At 73.0% G+C, this 21,392-nt stretch carries 18 protein-coding genes; 11 read left to right on the top strand and 7 right to left on the bottom strand.

Translation table 11 applies throughout. From position 1 onward, the window contains the following. Nucleotides 1–65 precede the first annotated feature (65 nt). From ABZ454_RS30645 to ABZ454_RS30630, 4 genes are all read left to right on the top strand, one after another. Nucleotides 66–1,565, top strand: coding sequence for a hypothetical protein (locus ABZ454_RS30645; protein ID WP_359542774.1), 1,500 nt, complete (start codon nt 66–68; stop codon nt 1,563–1,565). Further along, a complete protein-coding gene (locus ABZ454_RS30640; protein ID WP_359542771.1) occupies nt 1,562–2,737 on the top strand; it encodes a hypothetical protein in 1,176 nt (391 codons plus the stop codon). Before ABZ454_RS30645 ends, ABZ454_RS30640 begins: the two co-directional genes overlap by 4 nt. A 90-nt stretch (nt 2,738–2,827) precedes the next feature. After that, nucleotides 2,828–3,862 carry a glutamine synthetase gene (gene glnII / locus ABZ454_RS30635; RefSeq protein ID WP_356325306.1) on the top strand — a complete coding sequence of 345 codons (1,035 nt, stop codon included), beginning with the start codon at nt 2,828–2,830 and terminating at the stop codon, nt 3,860–3,862. 367 nt (nt 3,863–4,229) lie between these two features. Continuing rightward, on the top strand, nt 4,230–4,838 hold the full coding sequence (locus tag ABZ454_RS30630) for a winged helix-turn-helix domain-containing protein (RefSeq protein ID WP_356325304.1): 609 nt from the start codon (nt 4,230–4,232) through the stop codon (nt 4,836–4,838). Nucleotides 4,839–4,901: 63 nt separating this feature from the next. Here ABZ454_RS30630 and ABZ454_RS30625 read toward each other — a convergent pair whose 3' ends face one another. Next, nucleotides 4,902–7,025 (bottom strand): MMPL family transporter, encoded by a 2,124-nt coding sequence (locus tag ABZ454_RS30625; protein WP_359542768.1) that lies wholly within the window; start codon nt 7,023–7,025, stop codon nt 4,902–4,904. Between the two features lie 246 nt (nt 7,026–7,271). Here ABZ454_RS30625 and ABZ454_RS30620 point away from each other — a divergent pair, with 246 nt between their 5' ends. After that, nucleotides 7,272–8,540 carry a sensor domain-containing protein gene (locus tag ABZ454_RS30620; protein WP_356325300.1) on the top strand — a complete coding sequence of 423 codons (1,269 nt, stop codon included), beginning with the start codon at nt 7,272–7,274 and terminating at the stop codon, nt 8,538–8,540. Continuing rightward, complete coding sequence (locus ABZ454_RS30615; RefSeq protein WP_356325297.1) at nt 8,525–9,172, top strand: response regulator transcription factor; 648 nt, start codon at nt 8,525–8,527, stop codon at nt 9,170–9,172. Before ABZ454_RS30620 ends, ABZ454_RS30615 begins: the two co-directional genes overlap by 16 nt. A 115-nt stretch (nt 9,173–9,287) precedes the next feature. On the opposite strand, the gene ABZ454_RS30610 is transcribed toward ABZ454_RS30615, so the two are convergent. Further along, nucleotides 9,288–10,961 (bottom strand): alpha-L-fucosidase, encoded by a 1,674-nt coding sequence (locus ABZ454_RS30610; RefSeq protein WP_359542766.1) that lies wholly within the window; start codon nt 10,959–10,961, stop codon nt 9,288–9,290. A gap of 144 nt (nt 10,962–11,105) precedes the next feature. Beyond that, on the bottom strand, nt 11,106–11,609 hold the full coding sequence (locus ABZ454_RS30605) for a MarR family winged helix-turn-helix transcriptional regulator (protein WP_356322402.1): 504 nt from the start codon (nt 11,607–11,609) through the stop codon (nt 11,106–11,108). Nucleotides 11,610–11,678: 69 nt separating this feature from the next. On the opposite strand from ABZ454_RS30605, the gene ABZ454_RS30600 reads away from it, so the two are divergent. Together ABZ454_RS30600 and ABZ454_RS30595 are read left to right on the top strand one after the other, a co-directional pair. Further along, nucleotides 11,679–12,224 carry a carboxymuconolactone decarboxylase family protein gene (locus ABZ454_RS30600; RefSeq protein ID WP_359542763.1) on the top strand — a complete coding sequence of 182 codons (546 nt, stop codon included), beginning with the start codon at nt 11,679–11,681 and terminating at the stop codon, nt 12,222–12,224. A 116-nt stretch (nt 12,225–12,340) separates the two neighbouring features. After that, a complete protein-coding gene (locus ABZ454_RS30595) occupies nt 12,341–13,834 on the top strand; it encodes a DUF1996 domain-containing protein (RefSeq protein WP_359542760.1) in 1,494 nt (497 codons plus the stop codon). Between the two features lie 74 nt (nt 13,835–13,908). Here the strand turns inward: ABZ454_RS30595 and ABZ454_RS30590 are convergent, their stop codons facing one another. Beyond that, nucleotides 13,909–14,310, bottom strand: a complete 402-nt coding sequence (locus ABZ454_RS30590; RefSeq protein WP_359542786.1) for a hypothetical protein — start codon at nt 14,308–14,310, stop codon at nt 13,909–13,911. Between the two features lie 252 nt (nt 14,311–14,562). On the opposite strand from ABZ454_RS30590, the gene ABZ454_RS30585 reads away from it, so the two are divergent. Beyond that, nucleotides 14,563–16,524 (top strand): hypothetical protein, encoded by a 1,962-nt coding sequence (locus tag ABZ454_RS30585; protein ID WP_359542756.1) that lies wholly within the window; start codon nt 14,563–14,565, stop codon nt 16,522–16,524. Nucleotides 16,525–16,591: 67 nt separating this feature from the next. Here ABZ454_RS30585 and ABZ454_RS30580 read toward each other — a convergent pair whose 3' ends face one another. Then, the gene (locus ABZ454_RS30580; RefSeq protein ID WP_359542754.1) at nt 16,592–17,185 is read right to left on the bottom strand and encodes a WHG domain-containing protein; all 594 of its coding nucleotides are present in this window, start codon (nt 17,183–17,185) and stop codon (nt 16,592–16,594) included. A gap of 94 nt (nt 17,186–17,279) precedes the next feature. On the opposite strand from ABZ454_RS30580, the gene ABZ454_RS30575 reads away from it, so the two are divergent. Both ABZ454_RS30575 and ABZ454_RS30570 read left to right on the top strand, forming a co-directional pair. Further along, nucleotides 17,280–17,987 carry an MBL fold metallo-hydrolase gene (locus ABZ454_RS30575; protein ID WP_356322407.1) on the top strand — a complete coding sequence of 236 codons (708 nt, stop codon included), beginning with the start codon at nt 17,280–17,282 and terminating at the stop codon, nt 17,985–17,987. A gap of 128 nt (nt 17,988–18,115) precedes the next feature. After that, complete coding sequence (locus tag ABZ454_RS30570) at nt 18,116–18,838, top strand: TetR/AcrR family transcriptional regulator (RefSeq protein ID WP_356322408.1); 723 nt, start codon at nt 18,116–18,118, stop codon at nt 18,836–18,838. A 10-nt stretch (nt 18,839–18,848) separates the two neighbouring features. Here ABZ454_RS30570 and ABZ454_RS30565 read toward each other — a convergent pair whose 3' ends face one another. Both ABZ454_RS30565 and ABZ454_RS30560 read right to left on the bottom strand, forming a co-directional pair. Then, nucleotides 18,849–19,199 carry an isomerase gene (locus ABZ454_RS30565; protein ID WP_356322409.1) on the bottom strand — a complete coding sequence of 117 codons (351 nt, stop codon included), beginning with the start codon at nt 19,197–19,199 and terminating at the stop codon, nt 18,849–18,851. 91 nt (nt 19,200–19,290) lie between these two features. Then, nucleotides 19,291–21,327, bottom strand: coding sequence for a regulator (locus tag ABZ454_RS30560; RefSeq protein WP_359542753.1), 2,037 nt, complete (start codon nt 21,325–21,327; stop codon nt 19,291–19,293). Nucleotides 21,328–21,392: the final 65 nt, after the last annotated feature.

The following is a 21,392-nucleotide window of genomic DNA, read 5'->3' as shown; positions in this document are numbered from 1 at the left end:
CCTCATTCCCCGGCCGGTCTTCCGCGCGTGCGTACCGCCTCGCGGAACACCACGGGGGATTCATCATGACGACCGAGAGCCGGGCCGACCTGGTCGCCGCCGAGGACGTGCTCCTCTTCGTCAACGCGGCGATCACCGCGACGGGCCAGCGCGAGTTCCACTCGGCGGCCTGCCGGCAGCAGCTCTCGCTGGACTTCCTGCACGCGTACGTCCGCGTCAACTACCGCCGGGTGTACGCCGCCACGCTCGCGCTGGACATCAACGACCACAACGCCGTCCGCATCGTGCGGGGCCTTCTGGAGCACGCCCGCGACGCCTCCGCGCAGGACAGGCGCACCGAGGGCCGGCTGATCGCCGCCCGGCTGGCGGCGCTGCCGCCGCAGCGGGTGTACCGGCTGTTCCGGGGGCTGCGCGCGGCCAAGGTCAACAACCGGCGTACCCGCGCGATCATGCGGGACTGGCTGGCCGCGCGGCCGGATCCGGCACACGACGCGGTGAAGTACCGCGCGGGGCTGAAGACCGCGGTCCGTCACGCCCATCTCCGGCTGGACGACGGCGACGCCGTGCCGGGCCAGGCACCGGGCGCTCCGCGCGACACCGAGCTGGGAGCGTTCCTCTTCCGGCCTGGGCGGCTGCCGCGCTACCGGCACCGGCTGCTCGACGCCTGGCGCCGCGCCCACTACGAGCAGGGCGCCGTCGACGAGCTGCCGTTCACCGTCGCCGAGGGCTTCGCCGCCCGGCACGGCATGAAGCGCGAGGCCTTCCTGGAGCGGATGGCGCCCCGGATGACCCGGCTGGAGCGGCTGCGCACCCAGGGGCAGCGCCGTACGGCCGGCGCGTCGGTGCTTCCGGCGGACGTGGATCTGACCGTGATGCCGCTGACCCGGCTCGCGCTGTACGTCCTGACGTTCGACACGGAGCTTCGCCGGACCCACCGCGCGGAGCTGACCCTGGCCCTGCGCACGGCGGCCCGCCGGGCGGCGGGTCCGCACGCCGGGAGCTGGGGGCGGGTCGCCGCCGTGCTCGACGACAGCTACTCCTCCTCCGGTTCGGGCGAGAAGCGGCGCCGCCCGCTCGCCGTGGCGCTGGCCTGCCACTTCCTGCTGGAGGCTCTCGCCTCCCCCGGGGCGTACACATCGCTGTGGACCACCGGCGCCACGGATGCGCTGCTGGTCAGGCCGTGGGGGCCGACGCCGCTCGGCACCCGGGTCCTCGACGCGCTGGAGTACGGGCCGGACCGCCTGGTCATCGTCTCGGACGGCTGGGACAACGCCCCGCCGGGCCTGGCAGGGGAGGTGCTGCGGGTGTGGCGGACCCGGCTCGACCCGGACCGGCGCACCGCGGTGGTCCATGTGAACCCTGTATACGACGCTGACGGTTTCGACGTGCGGCGGTTGTCGCCGAGCGTGCCGACGGCCGGCATCCGGGACGCGGAGGACCTGGCGGCGCTGGTGGAGCTCGCGCGGTTCTCCGAGGGGCGCACCGGTCCCGCCGAACTGCACGCGTACCTGGACCGGCAGGTCGCCCGGTTCGTGGCCGGCGACCGGCCGGGAGCACCACGGTGACCCGGCTCGAACTGACCGGGCTCACCGCCCGCCCGTCGCAGGTGTGGGGCGGCGTCCGGCTGGTCCCGCTGGTGCGCGAGAAGCCCGTCGAGGGGCTCCGGCTGCACCGGGAGGTGTACGCCGGGTACGGGGTCGGCACGGTGGACGTGGATCCGCGCACGCACTACACCTCGTACATCCCGCACGGCTTCGTCGCGGACTGGGCGGGCGAGGGGGCGCACAGCGCGGCGTACGGAACGCAGTTCGCGGGCGGCGCGCCGGGCGCCCGGCCCAGGACGCTCACGCTGCCGCGCCACCGCCACCACCGCCTCGCCAAGCGGCAGCCCGGGAACCGGTTGCGCTTCCTGCCGCTGCACCTCGCGATGGAGGGCTATCTCGCGCTGCACTTCGGCGGGCCGTCGACCGCCTGGGAGGAGTGGTCGCGCCAGGCGCTGCGCGACGGGCTCTCGCCGCGCGCCGAGGACGCGTACCTGGGGTGGTCGGTGCGCGGGCTCGACGACGCGTTGCGGGCGTTCGAGATCCATCCCGGCCAGTGCGGGGTGCTGGTGTACGCGGCCGACGCGCTCGCCGCCGCCTTCGCGGTGCCGCATCCCGGCGACTACCGCCTGCTCCACCCGACGCTCGTCCAGGACCTGTTCGGGGAGCTGATCCACCAGTACGCCGTCTACGGCGCCCCGGTGCCCGGCTTCGGGGCCCGGATCCCCGACGGGCCGCGGGCGGGAACGCTCGCCGGCCTGCGGGCCGTCGCCCGGGAGCAGGAGCGGGAGTGGAGCGAGGCGCACGACACGCTCTTCGCGCGGGAACTGCTGGACACCTCGTACGCCTTCGACCGGGTGTACCGGATGGGGTCGTTCACCCTGTCGCGGTTCCTGCCGCCGTTCCTGCGCGACCGGGGCGGGCAGCACATCGGCGAGACGATCACCGACCACAAGGGGCAGGTCGCCTATCTGAAGACGTTCCGCCTGTCCGAGGCGCAGGTCCGGCGCGGGCACCTGCTGCAACGGCTCGCCGACGCCGACTGGCAGCTTCCCCGGGCGGCCAAGGCGCTGGGCACCGGCCAGGCGGAACTGATGCGGCGGATCCGTGCCGCGGGCTTCGAGTCGCTGCTCCGGGGCCGCGGCCGGCACGCGCCGCCCCACGACGGGCCCGTCTCACGCGGGAAACCTCGGTAACACGGGGTTCACACGAGGGCAACGGTCGGGAAATCGCGCCTTGCGAAGCTGCGCTGCATAGACCGCAGCACCCGCAAAGGATGGGCTTCCGTGACGTTCAAGGCTGAGTACATCTGGATCGACGGCACCGAGCCGACCGCCAAGCTCCGTTCCAAGACCAAGATCATGCCCGGCTCCCCGTCGTCCGACGTGGCCGAGCTGCCCATCTGGGGCTTCGACGGGTCGAGCACCAACCAGGCCGAGGGCCACGCCTCCGACCGGGTGCTGAAGCCGGTCTTCACCTGCCCGGACCCGATCCGCGGCGGTGACGACGTCCTGGTCCTGTGCGAGGTCTTCAACATCGACATGACCCCGCACGAGTCCAACACGCGGGCCTCGCTGCGCCCGGTCGCCGAGCAGTTCGGCGCCCAGGAGCCGATCTTCGGCATCGAGCAGGAGTACACCTTCTTCGACGGCCACCGCCCGCTCGGCTTCCCCGAGGGCGGCTTCCCGGCCGCGCAGGGCGGCTACTACTGCGGCGTCGGCGCGGACGAGATCTTCGGCCGCGACATCGTCGAGAAGCACCTCGACAACTGCCTGAAGGCGGGCCTGGGCATCTCCGGCATCAACGCCGAGGTCATGCCCGGCCAGTGGGAGTTCCAGGTGGGCCCGTTGTCCCCGCTGGAGGTCTCCGACCAGCTGTGGATCGCCCGCTGGCTGCTCTACCGCACCGCCGAGGACTTCAACGTCTCCGCGACCCTCGACCCGAAGCCGGTCAAGGGCGACTGGAACGGCGCGGGCGCGCACACCAACTTCTCCACCAAGGCGATGCGCGAGGGTTACGACGCGATCATCACCGCCTGCGAGTCGCTGGGCGAGGGCTCGAAGCCGATGGACCACGTCAAGAACTACGGCGCGGGCATCGACGACCGGCTGACGGGTCTGCACGAGACCGCCCCGTGGAACGAGTACAGCTACGGCGTCTCCAACCGCGGCGCCTCGGTGCGCATCCCGTGGCAGGTCGAGCAGGACCGGAAGGGCTACATCGAGGACCGCCGCCCGAACGCCAACGTCGACCCGTACGTCGTCACCCGGCTGATCACCGACACCTGCTGCGCCGCGCTGGAGAAGGCCGGCCAGATCTGATCCCGCCGCGACTCACGTACGAGGGGCGCCCGCCGCACAGCCGGTGGGCGCCCTCCGGCGCGTCCGCAGGCGCACCACCCCGGCCGGGGCCTCCCCCGCGAAGGGCCCGTATCGACGGGTGAGAGAGGTCTGCTCACCCGGCCTGTTCTCTGGTTCAATGGGGTCATGGCCAGCATCCAGCACACCTCGACCGGTCGCAGCGACCTCGAGCCGTTCTGGCCCTCCCGTCAGCATCACGACTTCGACCGGGTGTGTTGTCGCGTGTCGCACGCGCCGGCCCTCTGACACCGCTCACCCCGGTCTCCGGTCCGCGCGCACGAAGCAGGTCCGTCCGCAGACGACTCCCTCGCGCGAAAGAGCTGACCCCATGGCGAACACCCGTACCTTCTCCGCCGCAGCCGCCGCCACCGCGGCGCCGACGGCGACCGCTGCGACCGCTCCCACCCGTCCCTCCTCCCCCGCCCGGCACCGGCTGCGAGCCGTGGCGCCCGACGAAGTCGTCCGGCCGGCCGACGTCTCCGCCTTCCTGACTCCGGGCGCGACCTGGCTGCCCGCACCCCAGCACACCCTGCCCGCGCTGCCGGGCCGGCCTCCGATGGTCGGTTATCTGGTGCTCGTCCCCGCCGACCAGCAGCCGGCCCTCGCGGCCGCGGCCGCCCAGTTCGTGGTGACGGAGGTGCCGGAGGAGACCGGGACGGGGCCGGTGCGCATCGACCCCGTGCGGCGCACGGCCGCGGTGGACGGGAACCCGCTCGACCTCACCTACCTGGAGTTCGAGCTCCTCGCCCATCTGGTGGCCCACCCCCACCGGGTGCACAGCCGCGACCAGTTGGTGACCACGGTCTGGGGTTACGGACACGTGGGCGACGGGCGCACCGTCGACGTCCACGTCGCGCGGCTGCGCCGCAAGCTGGGCGCCGAGCACCGCCGGTCGATCCAGACGGTGCGGCGCGTCGGATACACGTACGCACCCTGAACGCGGGCGAGGCGGGCCCCGGCCGCGTACGTACCGCGGCCGGGGCCCGCCTCGCCCGTCCGGTCAGCCGTGCAGCGCCGGGGCCACCGCCGGAGCGGGCTCCGGCTCGCCGTGGTCCAGGCTCGGCAGGCGGGAGAGCCCGCGCGGGGTGCGCCAGTTCCGCTCGCCCAGCAGCGCCATGACGGAGGGCAGCAGGACCATCCGTACGATCGTGGCGTCCAGCAGCACCGCGACCGCCAGGCCGACGCCCATCTGCTGCATGTCCTGCATCGACAGCGTCCCGAAGACCGCGAACACCGCCACCATGATCACGGCCGCACCGGTCACCGCACCGGCGGTGCGCCGGATGCCCTCGTCGATCGCGGCCCGGTTGGACAGACCCCGTCCGTGCGCCTCACGGATCCGGGAGACCACGAAGACGTGGTAGTCCATCGAGAGCCCGAACAGGACGACGAGGACGAACAGCGGCATCCAGGACTCGATCGCGCCGACCCCCTCCGAGCCGATCAGCGAGGCGCCCCAGCCGTGCTGGAACACGGCGGTCATCACGCCGTACGCGGCGGCCACGGAGAGCAGGTTGAGCAGGATCGAGGTCACGGCGATGACGTAACTGCGGAAGCAGAACAGCATCAGCAGGAACGTCACCGCGGTGATGAAGACGAAGACGGGGACGATGCCGTGCTTCAGCTGGTCGTTGAAGTCCACAGATCCCGCCACCTCACCGGTGACGTAGGCATGGGCGCCCGTGCCGTCGAACGCGGCGGGCAGCCTCTGTTCGCGCAGTTCGGACAGACCGGCCTTGCCGCCGGGAAGCGGCACCTCGATCTCCGCGACGTTCTGCGCCCGGTGCACGGTCACCTGGTCGAAGCCGGCGAGTGCCTTGCGTACGGCGGGGGCCTGGATGTCGTCGGCCTCGACGACCACCTGGGCCGGGGCGGGGCCGCCGGGGAAGGTGTCGCTGATGTGCCGGTAGGCGACGGAGAGTTCGGAACCGGAGCCGAACTGCTTCTCCAGGCCGAGCGACTCGGTCTTCATGCCGAGGGCGGGCGCGGCGAGCACCAGCAGGACGACGACCGAGGCGGCGGCGAAGAACTTGGGCTTGGACAGGACGGGGCGCAGCATCGTGCCGGCGATCCTGCCGCTCTCCTTCTTGGCGCGCTGGTGACGCCGGTTCAGCAGCGGCACCCGTCCCGCGTCGATCCGGTCGCCCAGCCAGGACAGCAGTGCGGGAAGCACCGTCACGGAGCCCATCATGGCGATGAAGACGACGATGATCGTGGCGACGGCGAAGCCCTTGAACAGCAGCAGTCCGGACAGGAACATGCCGGCCATCGCGACCATGACGGTCAGCCCCGACACGAGCACGGACCGGCCGCTGGTCGCCGCGGCGATCCGCAGCGCCGTCCCGGCGTCGCGTCCCGCCGCCCGCTCGTCACGTTCGCGGCGCAGGTAGAAGAGGCAGTAGTCGACGCCGACGGCGAAGCCCATCAGGAACATCACGGAGTACGTGGTCTGGAACAGGTGCAGCTGGTGGCTGGCGAGCGAGAGCAGTCCGAAGGCGGCCATGCACGCGGTCAGCGCGAGTCCGACGGGCAGCAGGGCCGCGACCACGGCCCCGAAGGCGACCAGCAGGATGCCGAGCGCGAGAGGGACGGCGGTGAACTCGGCCTTCTTGAAGTCCTCGGAGAGCAGGTCGCCGAGCCACTTGCCCGCGCTGGCATCGCCGAACTGGTGGACGGTGACGTCCGTCCGGCTCTCGCGGACCCCGGCCACGGCGTCCAGGACGGGCTGCACCCGGTCCGAGGCCGTAGCCGCGTCCCCCTTCATCTCGAAGGTGAGCAGCGCGTCCTTGCCGTCCTTGGACGGGACCGGAGCCGCGAGGCCCGTCACCTCGCCGGTCGCGCCGATGGCCGCGGACAGGTCGCGCGCCGCGGTCCGCCAGCCGTCCGGCTCCTTCGAGGACACCATGACGAGTTCACCGGCACGGTGGCCGAGGCCGGCGTCGGAGAGGATCTGTTCGGCGCGGGCCGAGTCGCCGGCGCCGTTCTCCGCGTCGGTCATCTCGACCATGCCCGACGCGCCGCCGATGCCCGCGGCGAGTACGACGAAGAGCAGCCAGCCGAGAACGGCCGTCTTGCGATGGTGTGCGCTCCACACCCCGATACGTGCCGCGAGATTGCGCCTCATGGCGTGTTCGCCCCCTGGTTGTCGAAGTCCGGCGGTGCCCCTCGAATCTAGGAAGGACCGGCCCGCCTCCCCAGCCGGTGAACCCCCCGCCCCGCGCGACCTAGGACGAGGTCAGGAGGGTGGTGCTGGGTACACCCCCGCCGGGTGGTGAAACGGCTGCTGCCGCCGGGGCCCGGTGGGTCAGACTGTGCGGAACGGGGCCGGCACGAGGGCCCGGCGAGCCCGGCGAGGGAAGAGGGAATCAGGATGAAGGCGACACGGGGCCGGATAAGAACCGCGCTGCTGGCCGCGGGGCGGGGGCTCGTGCTGTCGGTCGCCTCGATGGCGGGATCCCTCACGCTGTTCGTACTGGCGGTGCTCTCCGTCGCCTTCATCGCGCTGGGCATCGGACTGCTCACCACCCCGACGGTGCTGGAAGCGGTCCGCAAGCACGCCAATCAGCGCCGGCTGATGGCGATCACCTGGTCGGACGTCCGCATCCCCGTCCCGTACCGGCCGTTCCCGAAGGACCTGCGGGGCGGCTTCACCGGGCAGGTGGAGCGGACCACGCTGATGCTGAAGGACCCGGCGACCTGGCGGGACATCCGGTGGCTGCTGGTCGACATGACGGCCGGCTTCGTGGTGGCGGTGCTGGCGGCGGCGCTGATGCTCTACCCGGTGGAGGGGATCGTCCTGGCCGCGGGGCTGTGGCGGGTCTACACGGACGACCGGTACTGGTACGCGTTCGTCCCGGTCGACAGCCAGGCGTCGGCGCTGGCGGCGGCCGCGGTCGCGGTGGCGCTCTTCGCGACCGGTCTGGCGCTGAGCGAGCGCCTGCTGCGCGCCCACTTCATGCTCGCCCGGTCGGTGCTTGCCCCCACCCATGAGCAGGAACTCGCTCTGCGCATCGACCGGTTGACCGAGACGCGGCACGAGGCGGTGGACACCGCCGCGACGGAACTGCGGCGCATCGAGCGGGACCTGCACGACGGGGCGCAGGCCCGGCTGGTCGCCATGGGCATGAACCTCGGCACCATCGAGGCACTGATCGAGAAGGACCCGGCACAGGCGAAGAAGCTGCTGGCCATGGCACGTGAGTCCTCGGCCGAGGCGCTGACCGAGCTGCGTGACCTCGTGCGGGGCATCCATCCGCCGGTCCTCGCCGAACGCGGACTCGGCGACGCGGTGCGGGCGTTGGCGCTGCGGCTGCCGATCCCGTCGGAGGTGGACGTGGACCTGGACGGCCGGGCCGAGGCCCCGGTCGAGTCGGCGGCGTATTTCGCGGTCAGCGAGACCCTGACGAACGCGGCGAAGCATTCGGGCGCGGACCGGATCTGGGTGGACCTGCACCACGTCGACGGCATGCTGAGGATCTCGGTCACGGACAACGGCAAGGGCGGCGCGGTGACCGGAGGGGGCTCGGGCCTGAGCGGTGTCGAACGCCGACTCGGTACATTCGACGGCATCATGGCCGTCAGCAGCCCCGCGGGCGGTCCCACCATGGTGACCATGGAGATCCCTTGCGAGTTGTCCTAGCCGAAGATCTCTTCCTGCTGCGTGACGGTCTGGTCCGCATGCTGGAGGCGTACGACTTCGAGATCGCGGCCGCCGTCGAAACTGGTCCCGAACTGAGCAGGGCCCTCGCCGAGTTGGAGCCGGACGTCGCCGTCGTCGACGTCCGGCTCCCGCCGTCCCACACGGACGAGGGCCTGCAGTGCGCACTCGCGGCCCGGCGGGCCAGGCCGGGGCTGCCGGTGCTCGTCCTGTCCCAGCACGTCGAGCAGTTGTACGCGCGAGAGCTGCTGGCGGACGGCAACGGGGCGATCGGCTATCTGCTCAAGGACCGGGTCTTCGACGCGGACCAGTTCATCGACGCGGTACGCCGGGTGGCCGCCGGCGGCACGGCGATGGACCCGCAGGTGATCTCGCAGCTGCTGTCGCGGCGCTCGCAGGACAAGCCGATGGGCGGGCTGACGCCGCGGGAGCGGGAGGTCATGGAGCTGATGGCCCAGGGCCGTTCGAACGCGGCGATCGCCTCGCAGATGGTGGTCACGGAGCGGGCGGTGGCCAAGCACACCTCGAACATCTTCGGGAAGCTCGGCCTGCCGCCGTCCGACGACGACAACCGCCGCGTCCTCGCGGTACTCGCCTACCTGGACCGGGGGTAGGCCGCGCTTCCCGGTCCGGTGCGGGGATCGCGCATCCGGACCGGGTCAGGGCCGGTCCGGATGCGCGGGACGGGGGCCGGTCAGGAGCCGGCCGGACGCCCGGTGCCGGGGCCGGTCAGGAGCCGGCCGGCGTGGTGGTGAGGTGCAGCGTCGTGGCGCCCAGGTGCGGCTTCGCCCTGGATTCCAGCACCGTGACGCGGACCGCGGTGGCCGTGACGGCCGCGGGGAGGGGCAGGATGCGCTCGTGGCCGATGGTGGTGCCCTCGGCGATCCGCTGCCAGGCCCCGTCGATCCGGGCCTCCACGGCGAACCTCTCGACCCGCTGCCCGTGCCGGACGTCCTCACGGACCGCCACCCGGTCGAAGGTGTACGGCCCGGGGGCCTGCTTGCGCACGTCGGAGCCGTAGACGCGGCGCACGTCGTCGCCGAAGGCGGTCAGTGACGCGACGTCCGCCTCAGCGATCCGGCCGTCGGGCGCGGGCGGCACGTTGAGCAGCAGCGAGGCGTTGCGGCCGACGCTCTTCTCGTACAGGCTCATCAACTGCTGTGCGGATTTGGGCTGTTCACCCTCGTGGTAGAACCAGCCCGGCCGGTTGGAGACGTCGGCCTCGGCCGGGTACCACTGGAGGTAGTTGACGGCCGGGTCCAGCAGCTTGGCGCGGGAGCCGATGTCGGAGTCGGTCGAGTCGTTGGGGAGACTGCCGAGCCCCGTCCAGGGGTCGGTGGTGTGCGGGGTGACGCTCCACTCGGTCTCCCGGGCGACGCCGGACTCGTTGCCGACCCAGCGCACGCCCTGGGGGCCCTGGAAGACGACGGTGTTCGGCGAGAGCGCCTTGACCATGTCGAACCACTGCTTGACGTCGTACTTCTGGGTGATGCCGGAGCCCGACCAGGGGTTGGCGCCGTCGAGCCAGAGTTCCTCGACGGGGCCGTACTGGGTGAAGATCTCGTAGAGCTGGTTGAGGTAGTACGCGTCGTAGTCGTCGGCCCGCACCGTGAAGGTGGGCAGCTCGCCGCTCTTCACGCGGGCGGCGCGGTCGTCGCCGGGGACGAGGGTGGGGATCGTGCGTTCGGTGACGGCGCTGCCGTTGCCGAAGCGGCCCTGGCCGGCGGGGGCGCGGTCGCCGTCCTCCAGCGCCATCCGCTCGGGGAGGCTCAGCGGTTTGCCCTGGGCCTGCTTGGCACGGATCTTCTCGACCCACTCGGCGTGCCAGGCGTGCGGGAGTTCGGCGCCGTCGGAGGGCGAGAGGTAGAGGCCGACCTTCAGGCCCGCCTTGCGGGCGGCCTTCACGTAGGCGGCGACGACATCGGGGCTGCCGGGGCTGAGGGCGACCGAGTGGTCGGTGTAGCGGCTCGGATAGAGGACGAAGCCGTCGTGGTGCTTGACGGTGAGCATGACCTGCTCGGCCCCGGCCGCCTTGTAGGCGCGCATCCACTGGTCGGCGTCGATGCTCTTCGGCGCGAAGAGCTTCTCGTCCTCCGTGCCGGAACCCCACTCACGGTCGGTGAAGGTGTTCATCCCGAAGTGCGTGAAGGCGGTGACCTCCCGCTGCTGCCAGGCCAGTTGTCCTCGCGTGGGGACGACGTTCGCCGCCTTCTCGATGATCCGCTCGGGGCTGTCGCACGCCTCGACCATCATCTGGGACGCGGGTCTCACGGGCGCACCGCACGGGGCCGCGGAGGAGGCGGACCGCTGGGGCGCGGGCTGCTGTGCCGTGGCCTGTACGGGGATGAGCGCGGCGGCCGCCGCCAGTGCGACGGCGCTGAGCACCTGGGTGCGTCGTGCCATGGTTCCCTCCCTTTCACGACCACGAGTGGTCGGATCTCTCGGGTGCCGACGCGTGCATGTTGCCGCAAGAGACCACTCCAGGGAAGGGTGTGCGCTACATACGTCCTATCTCTCGTGAGTAAAGTCCAACTCGCACCCGCACGTTCAGCCGTTGAACCAGGCGGCCATGTCCAGCCTGAAGGCGCCTGCGGGGGTCATGGTGCGCAGGTCGGCCTCCATGGCGCGGACCCGCTCGGGCCCGAGCACCCGCATCCACTCGGCCCGCAGGCGGTCGAAGCCGTCGGCGGACCGCACCAGCACGTCGACCCCGCGCGGGGACAGCCGGACCAGTCTGCGGCGGCCGTCCTGCGGGTCGTCGACGCGCTCCACGTATCCGAGGCCTTCGAGCTTCTCGACGGTCTTCCCCGCGGCCTGTTTGGAGACGCCCAGACGCCGGCCGATCTCGCTCGCGGTCGACCCGCCCCGGCCCACCGCCTGGAGCGCGTACCCGTACGCGGGGCGCATGTCGGGGTGCCCCTGCTCGGCCAGTTCGCGGTGCAGCGCGTCGATGACCGAACGGAATCCGGCGAACAGCAGCAGGGGCAGCTCGAAGCCCGCCCCGGCCTCGGCCGCGGGCTCGGCGGGACCGCCGCCACCACGCTCAGCCATTGCGAAACTCGACAACCCGGTTTACCTTTTCGTCAATCACGTTGTCGAGTTTATCGCGAGAGGCCCCTCATGCCCGCCACCGCTTTCCCCGACCACACCCTCGAATCCGCCCCCGCCGCCGCCCGCCCCACGATGGCGGCGGTGACCCGGAAGCAGGGCTACCTGCCGGCCGCTGTCGCCCGGCTCGCCTCGGCGCCGGAGCTGCTCAACGGCTTCATGAAGGTCAGCGCACTCTTCGAGTCGACGACCCTGGACCCGCTCTCCCGGGAGACCCTGGTCATGACGGTGGCCGCCCGCAACGGCTGCCACCTCTGCGTGGCCATGCACACCGCGAAGCTGACCGCCCTCGGGGCCGACGCGGGCCTGATCGCCGCTCTCCGTGACGGAAGTCCACTGCCGGACGAACGCCTGGAGGCGGTACGGGAGTTCACCATGGCCGTGATCGCGGCGAGCGGGGCCGTCGACGCCGCCACGCTCCAGTCCTTCCTCTCGCACGGCTACACCGCCCGTAACGCGCTGGAGGTGGTCCTGGGCATCGGCGCCTACACCATGTCGACCCTGGCCAACCGGCTGACGGACGCGCCGGTCGACCCGCAACTGGCCGCCTTCGCCTGACGCTCGGACCGACGGACTCCTCAGCAATCGCGCCTCCCGTTGAACGGGCCGCGTGCCGACGCCGTATGGAACGTCACGCTTCTCCCCCGCGAAGCCTGAGGAGTCCGAGGAGTTCCATGGGACGCACATCGCGCAAGAAACGCACCACCCTGGCCAACCGGGCGGTCATCGCCTCGGCCGCACTGATCCTGGGCGGGGGTGGGCTGGCCGCGGTCAACGTCTACGCCTCTGCGGGCGAGGGGTCGTCCGGCTCGTCCCACGGCCGGAACTGGCAGCCGGCCCGCCAGGCCTCCACCATCGACTGCCCCGAGGTGGTCGACGGGATCCCGGAGGTGCCTGATCCGGCCCGGGCCGAGGTCGACCGCGAACTGGCCGCCATGGACACCCAGATCACCGATGCCTACCGGGAGTTCGCCGACCGCCGGGACAGGATGGCCCGCGATCCGCAGCTCGCGCAGAACGCCGTGCTCGGCCCGCTGAAGGCCCGGCGCACCGCCAGCATCGACCGCATCGTGACCGCCATCGGCCGCACGGCCCAGCGCCCGGAGGGCCTGGGCTCCCTGGCCCCGTGCAGTCTGCGGACGGACGACGAGGCGGACCCGCCGGCGGACGACGGCGACGGCGACGGCGACGGCGACGGCACGGGCAACGGCGAGCAGGGCGACGACGCCGGCCAGGGCGACGGACAAGGTGACGGCCAGGACGACGGCCAGGACCAGGGCGGCAACGGCCCCGAGGACTCCGACTTCGTCGACATCCAGTCCGTCCAGCCCAACGCCGGCAAGCCGGCCCGGCTGCGCGGCGCCTCGCGCGGCACCTTCGTCACGGACTGCGGGCGCAACCAGAACGGGAAGTTCAACCCGGACAACGTCATCGCCGCCCCCGGCGTCGGCAACGGCGCCCACCACATGCACGACTACGTCGGCAACCAGGCCACGGACGCCTTCTCCGGCGATGACGACCTGGCGGCCGGCGACACCACCTGCCGCAACCCGGGCGACCGGTCCACGTACTACTGGCCCGTGCTCCGCCTGCAGAACGGGGCGGCGGAGAACGACGCCGACGCCGACGGCGGGGGCAAGGACCAGAACACCGGGGAGATCCAGACACCGTCCCAGGTCACGCTGAAGTTCACCGGGAACCCCACCGGCAAGGTCACGGCCATGCCGCGCTTCCTGCGCATCATCACCGGCGACGCCAAGGCCTTCACCAACGGCGACGCCAACGCCAACGCCTCCTGGAGCTGCACCGGGTTCGAGAACCGCCAGCTCAAGGACAAGTACCCGATCTGTCCGCAGGGCAGTCAGGTCGTCCGTTCCTTCGCCTTCCAGAGCTGCTGGGACGGGCAGAACACCGACAGTGCGAACCACCGCACCCACGTGGCCTTCGCGCAGGACGACGGGAGGTGCCCGAGCGGTTTCCGGGCCATTCCGCAGCTGGTCCAGCGGATCGTGTACGACGTGCCTCCGGGGCCCGGGTTCGCCGTCGACTCCTTCCCGGAACAGCTGCACAAGCCCGTCACGGACCACGGTGACTTCATCAACGTCTTCGACGACAAACTGATGCGGAAGGTGGTGAGCTGCATCAACGGCGGGCGCACGTGCCGCTGAGGGCCACCTCCGCGGCGCCCCGCGCGGGCCGTCCCCCACGGCCTCGCGCGTACCGCCCCCGCACACCTGCGCGGTCAGCTCCCGCGGTGACCGGAGTGTCCCGCCTCGCTCCCCCCACCCTCACCACTTCCCGAGTGGTGAGGCGAGGCGTTCTCCACCGTCCCGCCGAGCCGGCCGCGCAGCGCCGCGATCACCGTGGCGTCCGAGACGGCGACCCACCTGCGGCCGATCAGGTACGAGCCGCCGTAGTCGTTGGCCTCGTTGATCCACTCGCGCTGGCCGCGGTCGGTGGCGAAGGTGGCCAGCACGTACCGGCCGTCGTCCGTGGTGCAGTTGGCCTGGCGCAGTTCCTGCGCGTCGGTCTGGAGCATCGGTGCGCAGTGCGCCTTCGCGGCGAGTTCCTCCAGTGTGCCGGTGGCGGTCGGCGGGACGTCCGTCCCGCCGTCGCCGCCGGCACACGCCGTGAGCAGGGCCAGGCCCGCGCAGCCGGCCACGAGGGCGGCCGCGCGCCACGCGTCCCGCGCCCGTCGCGTCCCGGGCCGCTTCACCGTCCGGTCCTTCGCATCCAGCGCTGCTTCACCATCCGGACATCGTGCCGGTTCGGGGGGTGTCCCGGCAGCCGAACGGAGAAGGCGGCGGGGGCGCCGGGAGGCCGGGCCCGCCCGGGTGGGGCGGGTCCCTCACACCGCCCGGGGTGACCATCGCACCATTCGCTCGTTCAGCTGCGCGTGCGTCCACTGCCAGAGGTACCGCCAACCGCCGCCCGGGCCGACGCGGGGCAGCCGGAGGCCGCGCTCGTCGAGCACTACCCGCGGCTGGCCCGGCTCGGATATCTCGTCCTGCCGCCTTCGCTGCGCCGCGACCGGCGCGTCCTCACGGCTCATGCGCTGGCCCAGCGGTCTCTTCAGGCGGCGCGCCGGACCGGGCCCCCGGACGGCGGCGCCGTGCCGCTGCCGCCCCCTCCCCGCCGCGCGGCGCCGGCCGATGCGGGTTACGCGTCCCTCCGGCTGCGGGTGCTGCGGGACGCGCTGGCCGCGGGACGGCCGTTGCTTCTGCGGCGCCGGCCGCACCGTGCCCAGTTCCCGCCCGTCCTCCCGCTGACCTGGGGGCTGCGGCTCTTCCCGCATGCCGGGGGTACGGACGAACTGGCTCTGGACCAGCGGCTGTCGGCGGTCAGCGGTGCGGCACGGGCGGCGTTCGTCCTGCGCGGTCTGGAGCGGCTGACGGACGGTGAGGTCCGGCGGGTGCTGGCCGATGCGGGGGTGGCCGATCCGCATGCGGCACTGATGGAGGCGGACGGCGTGTCCCAGGGGGTGTCGGTTCCCTACGCGTTGCTGGCATCGCCCGAGTTCGACCCCTGTTCGCTCCAGGCCCGGCCGCCGGATCTGCCGCGTCGCCGCAGGTACGTCAGGGCGGCGCTGGCCGGCTTCGCCGCGCTGCTCGTGTGCGGGGCGCTGCTGGGCCCGCCGGGCGAGGGCCGGGGCCGCGGCCCCCTGTCCGCGCCCCTGTACGCGCGCAGCCCGGCCGCCGAAGAGGCGTTGGACCCGGGGGCGTTGCGAAGGGTGCCGGCGGTGTTCTGGCGGGGTTCGCCGCGCACCGACTTCACCGCTTGGCCCACCCGCGGTGACCGCACCGAGGACACCCGGCTGCTGCGGCGGGCGCTGCGGGTGTGGGCGCGGCCGGGCGGCGGTGTGCGGACGTCGGCGACGCCGGGGACGCCGGTGGGGCCGCCGATGGGGGCGGCGCAGCTGCTGTACGCGGGCGAGGTGGGCGCGTCGGCGGTGGTGCTGTTCTACGACGGGCTGCGTGTCGTGCGGTACGCGGAGCCCCGCGACGCCGATCCGTCGCAGGGGGCGGCGCTCGACTTCGGGCGGGTCGACGGGGCGGACGTGACGTCGGCGGGCGCCCTGGTCGTGGGCCGGGCGGGGGACGTGGTCCGCTATCTGACGGCGCCCTGGGTGCGCCAGGTCCGGGTGCGGGATCTGCTCGCGCCCGGCCGGCCGCCGCGCGCGCTGCACCGCTCCCCCGACGGGGTGACCGATCCGCTGACCAGCCCGGCGACCGCGCCCGGCTGCCGGTCCTGGTACGCGGTGGAACTGGCCGACGACGCGGCGGTCCGGCTGGTGACGGATCTCGGCGAGCTCGCCCCGGCCCGGCTGACCTCGGGCCCTCCGGCGAGGCCGCACGACGTCTCGGGGCGCGCGGAGTACGGGAGCTGGGCGCGGACCGCCTGTCTGCTGCGGGCCGTGCGCTCGCACGGGGTGCGGGCGGTGAACTCATGGACGTACGCGACGCAGTCGCTGCCCGAGGGGAACGGCACGGCCAGGTGGGTGTGCACCCGGGCCGAGACCTGGCGGGGTCCCGGGAGCAGGGTCCTCGCCCAGTTCCAGGCGCCGTCCGGGCGGCCGCCGGGGAGCGGGCCGCCGGGGGTGGTCGCGGCACGCGCCGAGGACTCGCCGGAGTGCGGGACGCCCGCCCCACGGGTGCTGGCGGGCGTCCTGTGGAAGTCGCACGGTGGCCGGTGGTACGTACTCGCGGCGGGCAGCGCGCAGTTCACGTCGCTGACCACGTCCGGCGGGGTGAGGGGCCGGGCGCGGGGACGGCTGCTCGCGGTGCCGGCCGCGGAGGGCGCCCGGGCACGGCTGTACGGACGGCTGGCGGACGGCAGCCGGGTCGGGGCACTGGGCTGAGCTCACCGGGCGCCGGGCGACGGGCGACGGGCGCCGACGCTGCCGGGAACGGGCCCCCGCCTGCGGTTCACGCCCCTGTCCCCGCAGGGCGGGCGGCCTCGGCATCACGCCGGCCGGCCCGCTTCGCTGACGGTCGACCGCCCGTCAGCGCGCGCTGAATGCCGTCCAGGCCGTAGGCGAAGGCGCGGTCGACGTCGCCCCCGAGCCGGAAGGCGCCGTTGAGCTCCATCTCGATGAAGCCGGTGGCCCAGGCCGTCCACAGGCGTGCGGCATCGAGCGCCTCGTCCTCCCCGACGAGTCGTCCGCAGGCGCGCAGCACCGGCTCGGCCGCACGGGCCAGGGTGTGCGGTGGCGCGTGCGTCGAGTGCATCACCCGGAACCCCTCGGGCAGGGTCCTGGCGAATCGCCGGTAGCAGTGCGCCATTGCGCCGAGGGAGCCGTCGGTCGACTCCAGCTGGAGGGTCAGGTCGTCCACGGTGGCCTCGGCCACGGCCGTCAGCAACGCGGCGCGGTTGCTGACGTGTTTGTACAGCGACGGGGCTCGCACTCCCACGCGCTCGGCGACGCTCTGCATCGTCAGTCCCCGCTCGCCGCCCGCCTCCAGGAGCTCGCGGCCTGCGGTGACGATCTTGCTGAGTGTGGTCTTCTCAGGGGTCGGCATCGTCCACCCTTCCGTACTCGGAACTATTGCCTCCGGTGATGATAGCTAAGTAGCGTAGCCATCAACGTTCCGCGGCCCCGCCTCAGGAGAAGCCATGAAGCTCGCACCTCACCTGCACCGCCTCGGCAACGATGTGGTGAACTGCTACCTCATCGACACCCCCGAAGGCATCACGCTCATCGACGCGGGCCTGCCCGGCCACTGGCGGGAGCTGCAGCGCGAGCTCCGTTCCCTGGGCAAGTCCGCCGACGACATCCGAGGGCTGGTCCTGACCCATGGCGACTCCGATCACATCGGCTTCGCGGAACGCCTGCGCAGCACGCACGGGGTCCCGGTGTTCGTGCACGCCGCCGATGCGGCCCGCGCCCGCACGGGGGACAAGCCCAAGACCGCGGCCGGACCCATGCGCCTCGGGCCGGCGCTCCGGTTCTTCGGGTACGGCCTCCGCAAGAACATCCTGCGCACCCGCTATGTCGGCGAAGTGACCGAGATGCATGACGGCGACGTCCTGGAGCTGCCCGGGAAGCCCGTGATCGTGGGCATGCCGGGCCACTCACCGGGCAGCGTGGCGGTCCATGTCCCCCTCGCCGACGCGGTGTTCGTCGGCGACGCCCTCACCACCCGGCACGTCCTGACCGGTCGCGTGGGCCCCCAGCCGGCGCCCTTCACGGACGATCCGGCCGAAGCCCTGGCCTCCCTCGACCGGATCGCCCCACTGGAGGCCTCCTGGGTGCTCCCGGGCCACGGCGCCCCGTGGCAGACCTCGCCGGCGCGGGTGGGCGAGGCGGTCAGGAACGCCTGAAGCCCGGCCGGCTCGCGGGACATCCGACGGCGGCCCTTCCTCGTCCTCTCCGGTCCGGCCTTCGATCACCTCGCGCCGCCCGGGCGGCCGTCCGTCCCCCCGGATCACCGGTCGGTACCCTGTTCCTCATGACGACCGGGGTGCGGCGCAGGATGGGCGTCGAGGAGCGCAGGCAGCAGTTGATCGGTGTGGCGCTGGAGTTGTTCGGTCACCGCTCCCCGGACGAGGTGTCGATCGACGAGATCGCCGCCGCCGCGGGGATCTCCCGGCCGCTCGTCTACCACTACTTCCCGGGCAAGCAGTCCCTGTACGAGGCGGCGCTGCGGCGGGCGGCCGACGAGCTGGCGGCCCGGTTCGTGGAACCGCACGAAGGCCCGTTGGGGGCGCGGCTGTTGCGGGTGATGGGGCGGTTCTTCGACTTCGTCGACGAGCACGGCCCCGGGTTCGCGGCCCTCATGCGGGGCGGCCCGGCGGTGGGTTCCTCGACGGCGAACGCGATGATCGACGGGGTGCGCCAGGCGGCCTGCGAGCAGATCCTGGCCCATCTGGGCGTCCAGGAGCCGCCGGCCCGGCTGGAGCTGGTGGTCAGGTCCTGGGTCTCGCTCGCGGAGTCGACGGCCCTGATCTGGCTGGACGGGCGGCGCATCCCGCGCGCGGAGCTGGAGGTGCAGCTGGTGCACGACTTCGCGGCGCTGGCCGCCGTGAGCGCCGCGTACAACGAGGAGATGGCGGGTGTGGTGCTGCGGGTCCTCGCGCAGGAGCCGGCGGACGGGCCGTTCGGAGATCTGCTGGTGCGGCTCTCCTCGCTGGCGCCCGCCGTGCCGGCCGTGCCCCCGCAGCGGCTGTCGTGACGCGGCGGGATCAGATCTTGCGGTAGGACGGGTCGAGGTCGCGCGCCTCGACCGAGAGGTGCAGGGTCAGCCCGTCCGCCGGCCGGATGTGGTCCGCCAGCAGATCGCGTACGGACTCCGTGAGCCGGGCCTTGACCTCGGGGGTGCGGCCGGCCAGCAGCGAGATGTCGATGTGCACGAGCGCGTCGCCGCCGGGCGCGTCGGCCACCACGGTCTCCTCGACCCGGCGGAAGCGGGTCTTGCACGCGGCGATCTTGGTGGTGACGGTCTCGGCGACCAGCGGGTGCAGTGCGCCCGCGAAGCCGGTGCGGTCGAAGGCGGCGTCGAGTTCGGCGGAGTAGTCGACGGTGATCTGCGGCATGGCGGTCTCCTGGCGGGCGCGGGACGATGAGCGCGGACGTCGGTCGCCCCCACCCTTCCCCCGGGACGGGAAGGCGCACAAGCGGGAATCACTATGTGAGCAGTTCGCCGTGGAGCGCCTGGGCCAGGCCCGCCTCCGCGCTGTCGGAGCGGCCCCGTTCGAAGGCGCGCCGGTAGGCGGCGTCGCCCACGGCCGCGCGGGCCTGGCGTTCGCAGGCCTCGCGCAGCGGCCCCAGTTCCGGGGTGCCGCGCTGGGGGTGTCCGACCATCCGCCAGTAGACCTGCCCCGTTCCGTACACCCGGGCGGCGAGGGCGCCCTCGCCCTGGGCGGCGATCGCGGCGGCCAGGATGTCCAGGCCGAGCGCGATGCCGAAGCTGTCGCGGAGCCGGCGTTTGCCCGCGAGCATGGCACGGGCGTGCGCGGCGGCCGCGTCGGCGCGGCCCTGGAGCAGTGCGATCAGGGCGAGTTGGTAGTCGACGTAGCTCAGGGTCCAGCACTCGTCCCTGGCCTCGCAGGCCGCGCGCAGGACGACGGCCGCCTCGGCCGCCTCGTCGAGGCGGCCGAGGCCCGTCAGGGCGAAGACGGTGATCAGGTGGCAGCGCAGCCGGTAGGCGGTTTCGAGCGGGGTGCCGGCCCCGGTGGTGCGCAGGATCCGGTCGATCTCGCGCAGCCCCTTCGCCGGGTCGCCGGTCATCAGATGGGTGAGGCCGCGCAGATAGGCGGCTGCGAGGACGCCCTCGTCGGTCCCGTCGTCCGCCGCCGCCCGTACGCACTCCTCACCGATCCGCTCGGCGGCCGGGTAGTCGCCCTGGAGCAGGACGCAGATGCCGAGCACCCACAGGACGCGGGTGCGGTGGGGGCCGGCGGCCGGCCCGTGGTCCAGGGCGCGCTGGGCGTAGCTCCGGTTCTGGGCGAGGTGGCCGCAGCAGCACCAGAAGAAGCCGATCCGGCCGGCCATCTCCTGGGCGGCGGCCGGGTCGTGGCTGAGGAGGTGGTCGAGGGCCGCGCACAGGTCGGCCTGGGATTCGGCGATGCGGTGGTACCAGAGGATCTGGTCGTCCCCGGTCCAGCCCGCGTGGGCGCCCCGGGCCAGTTGGAGGAAGCAGGCGGCGTGCCGGTCGGCGGCCGTGCGTTCCTCGCCCAGTTCGGCGAGCCACATCCGGCCGTACTCGCGCAGGGTGTCCAGCATGCGGTGGCGTGCGCCGTCGCGGGCGACGACCGACTTGGCGACGAGGGCGTGCAGGGCCGCCGGGACCGCGTCCGCGGTGAGCGGTCCCCCGGCGCAGACGGTGGCGGCCGTCTCCTCGTCGAAGTCGCCGCGCAGGACGGCGAGCCGGGCCCAGAGCAGCCGCTCCAGCGGAGTGCACAGTTCGTGGGACCAGCCGATGGTGGTGCGCAGGGTGCGGTGGCGCGGCGGCCGGAGCGTGGCGTCGGCGAACACGTCGAGGCGGGAGCCGAGCCGGCCGGCGATCTCCTGGACGCTCTGGCGTCCGACGGCCGCGGCGGCCAGTTCGATGGCGAGGGGGATGCCTTCGAGGCGCCGGCAGATCTCGGCGGCGGCCGCGGCGGCGCCGGGCTCGTCGAGGGGGGCGGCGGGGGCGGCGGCCGCCGCGCGCTCCCGGAAGAGGGTGACGGCGTCGGCCGTACCGTCGACGGGCAGCGGCTCCACGTCGACGGTCTGCTCGCCCTTGATGTCGAGGGGCTGTCTGCTGGTGGCGAGGACGGTGAGTCCGGGTGAGGTGGTGAGGATCTCGCCGAGGAGGTGCGCGCAGGCGGGGCGCAGGTGTTCGCAGGAGTCCAGGACGAGCAGGAGCTGTTTGTCGGCGAGCCATTCGCACAGCACGTCGGTGGGCATCCGCAGGGTGTGGTCGCTGAGTCCGACCGCGTCGGAGACGGTGGCCAGGAGCAGTTCGTCGTCGTGGAGGGGGGCGAGGTCGGCCCATCGGACGCCGTCGCGGTATCCGGACTCCGCGCGCCCGGCCGCGCGGACCGCCAGCCGCGTCTTGCCGACCCCGCCGGTGCCGGTGAGGGTGGTCAGCCGGCCGGTGGCGAGGGCCTGTTCGATCCGGTCGAGTTCCGTCTCCCGTCCGACGAAGCTCGTGGTCTCCTCGGGAATGTTGCTCGCCATCGTCACCGTCGCTGACCAGGTGGAGCGGCCGGTCCCGGCCCCCTGTGACCCGTACGGCACCGGCG

The organism is Streptomyces sp. NPDC005803, from assembly GCF_040630435.1.
Taxonomy (GTDB): Bacteria; Actinomycetota; Actinomycetes; order Streptomycetales; family Streptomycetaceae; genus Streptomyces.
This window is presented reverse-complemented; position numbering and strand designations above follow the sequence as displayed.

Excerpts from the sequence above, each read along its gene's own strand:
- ABZ454_RS30570 (WP_356322408.1), top strand. The coding sequence starts at position 18,116 with ATGACGACCGGGGTGCGGCGCAGGATGGGCGTCGAGGAGCGCAGGCAG.
- ABZ454_RS30580 (WP_359542754.1), bottom strand. The coding sequence starts at position 17,185 with ATGCCGACCCCTGAGAAGACCACACTCAGCAAGATCGTCACCGCAGGC.
- ABZ454_RS30595 (WP_359542760.1), top strand. The coding sequence starts at position 12,341 with ATGGGACGCACATCGCGCAAGAAACGCACCACCCTGGCCAACCGGGCG.
- ABZ454_RS30565 (WP_356322409.1), bottom strand. The coding sequence starts at position 19,199 with ATGCCGCAGATCACCGTCGACTACTCCGCCGAACTCGACGCCGCCTTC.
- ABZ454_RS30605 (WP_356322402.1), bottom strand. The coding sequence starts at position 11,609 with ATGGCTGAGCGTGGTGGCGGCGGTCCCGCCGAGCCCGCGGCCGAGGCC.
- ABZ454_RS30625 (WP_359542768.1), bottom strand. The coding sequence starts at position 7,025 with ATGAGGCGCAATCTCGCGGCACGTATCGGGGTGTGGAGCGCACACCAT.
- ABZ454_RS30560 (WP_359542753.1), bottom strand. The coding sequence starts at position 21,327 with ATGGCGAGCAACATTCCCGAGGAGACCACGAGCTTCGTCGGACGGGAG.
- ABZ454_RS30600 (WP_359542763.1), top strand. The coding sequence starts at position 11,679 with ATGCCCGCCACCGCTTTCCCCGACCACACCCTCGAATCCGCCCCCGCC.
- ABZ454_RS30630 (WP_356325304.1), top strand. The coding sequence starts at position 4,230 with ATGGCGAACACCCGTACCTTCTCCGCCGCAGCCGCCGCCACCGCGGCG.
- ABZ454_RS30645 (WP_359542774.1), top strand. The coding sequence starts at position 66 with ATGACGACCGAGAGCCGGGCCGACCTGGTCGCCGCCGAGGACGTGCTC.
- ABZ454_RS30620 (WP_356325300.1), top strand. The coding sequence starts at position 7,272 with ATGAAGGCGACACGGGGCCGGATAAGAACCGCGCTGCTGGCCGCGGGG.
- ABZ454_RS30610 (WP_359542766.1), bottom strand. The coding sequence starts at position 10,961 with ATGGCACGACGCACCCAGGTGCTCAGCGCCGTCGCACTGGCGGCGGCC.
- ABZ454_RS30575 (WP_356322407.1), top strand. The coding sequence starts at position 17,280 with ATGAAGCTCGCACCTCACCTGCACCGCCTCGGCAACGATGTGGTGAAC.